Genomic DNA, 3,330 nt, shown 5'->3' with positions numbered 1-3,330 from the left:
GTGCCGGGCGTGAAGTCTACCAGGCGGTTAAAAATTGGCACTGCGCTGGCATCGACGCTAGTTCCCGAGGTGTACAACTGCGGGTTGAAGTTCTCTGGCGATCCTTCAGAACAGTAAACCAGCGTTTTTGCCGAAACCCCGCCCGCGACCGCCAAGCCGATTGCCGTGAGAGTGAGATTTGCCATCATTTTTTTCATCATGATCCTCGCTTTTTATTGACTTCCATGAGTCTGCTTCGTTATTTAATGTTCATCTGATTAATAAATAACATGATTTAACCAGCACGCGTACTACAGACGCCGCAATGCTAATAAGGAATTGTGATGACAGACCAACTTGCCAGCCAATTGACCCAGCGTTTCTACCGTTATCTGGCGGTTTCCAGCCAAAGCGATGCCAAATCAACCACGCTGCCGAGTACGCCGTCCCAACATGCAATGGCGGAGTTACTGGCAAAGGAGCTGGGCGAACTGGGATTGCAGGATATTGTGATTGACCAGCACGCTACGGTCACGGCGGTGAAACCCGGCAATCGCCCTGATGCGCCGCGCATCGGTTTTATCACCCATATCGATACCGTGGATGTTGGCCTGTCGCCGGATATCCATCCGCAAACCTTCACGTTCACCGGCGAAGATCTGTGTCTTAACAGCACACAGGACATCTGGCTGCGCGTGGCGGAACATCCGGAAATCAAACCCTATATCGGTCAGGAGATTATCTTCAGCGACGGTACCAGTGTGCTGGGCGCCGACAACAAAGCCGCCGTGACGGTGGTGATGACGCTGCTGGAGAACCTGCGCGGCGATCACGGTGATATCGTGGTGGCGTTTGTGCCCGATGAAGAGATTGGCCTGCGCGGCGCCAAAGCGCTCGATCTGGAGCAGCGCTTTAACGTCGATTTCGCCTGGACTATCGACTGCTGCGAATTGGGTGAAGTGGTGTATGAAAACTTCAATGCCGCCGCCGCTGAGCTGGTGTTTACCGGCGTGCCGGCGCATCCGATGTCGGGCAAAGGCGTGTTGGTCAATCCGCTGCTGATGGCTCATGACTTCATCTCGCGCTTTGATCGCTTAAAAACCCCCGAACATACCGAAGGCCGCGAAGGTTATATCTGGTTCAACGATATGAATGCCAACGCCAGCCGCGCGGTGTTGAAAGCCTCGATTCGTGATTTCGATTTGCAGGGCTTTGATGCGAAGAAACAGCAACTGGTGGAAGTGGCCGACGAAATTGCCGCGCGTTATCCCACCGGCCATGTAGCGCTGACGATTAACGACACTTACAGCAATATCAGTAATGCGATTGGTGAGGATCGTCGCGCGATTGATTTGATTTTTGCTGCGCTGCAGCAGGTGGGCGTGGAGCCGAAAGTGATCCCGATGCGCGGCGGCACCGACGGTGCAGCGCTGTCAGCCAAAGGATTACTGACGCCAAACTTCTTCACCGGCGCGCACAATTTCCATTCGCGCTTTGAGTTTTTGCCGGTTCCCTCGTTTGTGAAGTCGTATCAGGTTGCTGAAGCTCTGTGTTATTTAGCCGCGAAATAATAGAAAAAAGGTCGTCATTAATGACGACCCTACGGTTGGATTGAGGTCGCCAAACATGGCGACCTTTTTAACTTTATTTGCTAGCTGAAACATCAATTCCAGGGAAGAATTTCGCCGCCAGTTTGGTGACGGTGCCATCGCTCTGCACCTTGGTGATCGCCGCATCCAGCTCTTGTTTCAGTTTGGCATCGCCTTTACGCAGGCCAAAACCAATACCGGTACCGAGAATGGTGTCATCTTCTACCGGCTTGCCGACAAAAGCGAAACCTTTACCCTGCGGTTTTTCGAGGAAACCTGATTGACCTGCAGCAGACATCACCAGCGTGCCGTCAAGACGACCCGCAACCATGTCGTTGTAAACCTGGTTCTGATCCTGATAAGAAGTCACTGTAACGCCCTGCGCTTCCCAGTGTTTCTTGGCATAGGTTTCCTGAATCGAACCCTGTAGCACACCGATGTTTTTGCCTTTCAGCGATTCGGCGGTAGGCAGCAACTTCTCGCCCTCTTTCACGATAAGCATGGTCGGAATGCGGTAGATCGGTTTAGTGAAGTCGATGCTTTTCGCACGCGCTTCGGTAATGTTCATCGCGGAGTTGATGGCATCAAATTTTTTCGCCTGCAGAGCCGGAATCAGCGCATCAAAGCTGCTTTCCACCCATTTACAGTCGAAGTGACCTACCTGACAAATCGCTTTACCCAGTTCGACATCGAAACCTTCCAGTTCGCCTTGCGCATTGCGGCTCTCAAATGGCGGATATTGTGATTCCAGACCATAGCGTAAGGTTTCCTGCGCCAGCGCGTGCGCCGAGGTCAGCATGCCCAGAGCGACAAACAGTGCGTTCAATTTTTTCATTATATTTACCCCTAAGTTACCCTTTGACCTGGCAGAGCGCTTCTGCACCGGCCTGAAGTGTTGCGTCGTCTTTTGCGAATGACAGGCGAATTAATTTATTGTCAGTGCCGTCCATATAAAACGCCGACAACGGAATGGTGGCCACACCGTGATCGACGATGAGACGTTTTACCATTTCGCTATCACTTTCGTCACTGAAATGTCCGTAGCTGGCCAACATAAAGAACGAACCGGCGCTCGGTAGCAGCTTAAATGGCGAATCCTGCATCAACGCCAACAGGCGATCGCGTTTTTCCTGATAGAACGGCGACAGCTGCAGATAGTTTTGCGGGTTTTGCAGATAGTGAGCAAAACCGACCTGCATCGGCGTATCGGCGGCGTACATCATGAACTGATGGACTTTGACGATCTCTTCCATCAGCGTTGCCGGTGCCAGCGCATAACCCACACGCCAACCGGTTACGTGGAAGGTTTTGCCAAAGGATGAAACCACCACGCTGCGCTGCGCCAGTTCCGGATGCGTTGCCATGCCGCAGTGCTTACGGCCATCAAACAAAATATGTTCGTAGACTTCGTCAGACAGCACCACGATATCGGTGTTGCGCGTCAACGCGGCTAACTGATCCAGATCCGCAGCTGACAGCACCTGCGCGCTAGGATTGTGCGGCGTGTTGATGATGATCATGCGGGTGCGCGGCGTAATGGTGGCGCGCAGTTCGTCCCAGTTGATAGCGAAATCAGGTACCTGCAACTTCAGACCAATCGGCGTAGCGCCTTGCAGACGGACCACCGGCGCGTAGCTGTCAAAAGCCGGTTCGAAGAAGATCACTTCATCGCCCGCATGTACCAGCGCGGAAATCGCCATGTAAATACCCTGGCTGGCGCTGCCGGTGATCAGCACTTCGCTGCCGGCATCATATTGCTGGC

General features: G+C 53.1%; 3 protein-coding genes and 1 pseudogene. 1 reads left to right on the top strand and 3 read right to left on the bottom strand.

Translation table 11 applies throughout. From position 1 onward, the window contains the following. Nucleotides 1-197, bottom strand: a pseudogene (locus RTY00_RS22325) (ABC transporter substrate-binding protein); the annotation flags it as partial. A 126-nt stretch (nucleotides 198-323) separates the two neighbouring features. On the opposite strand from RTY00_RS22325, the gene pepT reads away from it, so the two are divergent. Next, the gene (pepT, locus tag RTY00_RS22320) at nucleotides 324-1,550 is read left to right on the top strand and encodes a peptidase T (protein WP_312666305.1); all 1,227 of its coding nucleotides are present in this window, start codon (nucleotides 324-326) and stop codon (nucleotides 1,548-1,550) included. A gap of 73 nt (nucleotides 1,551-1,623) precedes the next feature. Here pepT and RTY00_RS22315 read toward each other — a convergent pair whose 3' ends face one another. Together RTY00_RS22315 and RTY00_RS22310 are read right to left on the bottom strand one after the other, a co-directional pair. Continuing rightward, nucleotides 1,624-2,403, bottom strand: coding sequence for a transporter substrate-binding domain-containing protein (locus RTY00_RS22315; RefSeq protein ID WP_312666304.1), 780 nt, complete (start codon nucleotides 2,401-2,403; stop codon nucleotides 1,624-1,626). Between the two features lie 16 nt (nucleotides 2,404-2,419). Next, the coding region (locus tag RTY00_RS22310) for a methionine aminotransferase (protein WP_312666303.1) at nucleotides 2,420-3,330 on the bottom strand (911 nt) is incomplete at its 5' end.

The organism is Pantoea sp. CTOTU49201 (genome assembly GCF_032054795.1).
GTDB lineage: Bacteria > Pseudomonadota > Gammaproteobacteria > Enterobacterales > Enterobacteriaceae > Pantoea > Pantoea symbiotica.
This window is presented reverse-complemented; position numbering and strand designations above follow the sequence as displayed.

What these genes read in the sequence shown, in the direction of transcription:
- RTY00_RS22315 (WP_312666304.1), bottom strand. Translation starts at nt 2,403, where the DNA reads ATGAAAAAATTGAACGCACTGTTTGTCGCTCTGGGCATGCTGACCTCG.
- pepT (WP_312666305.1), top strand. Translation starts at nt 324, where the DNA reads ATGACAGACCAACTTGCCAGCCAATTGACCCAGCGTTTCTACCGTTAT.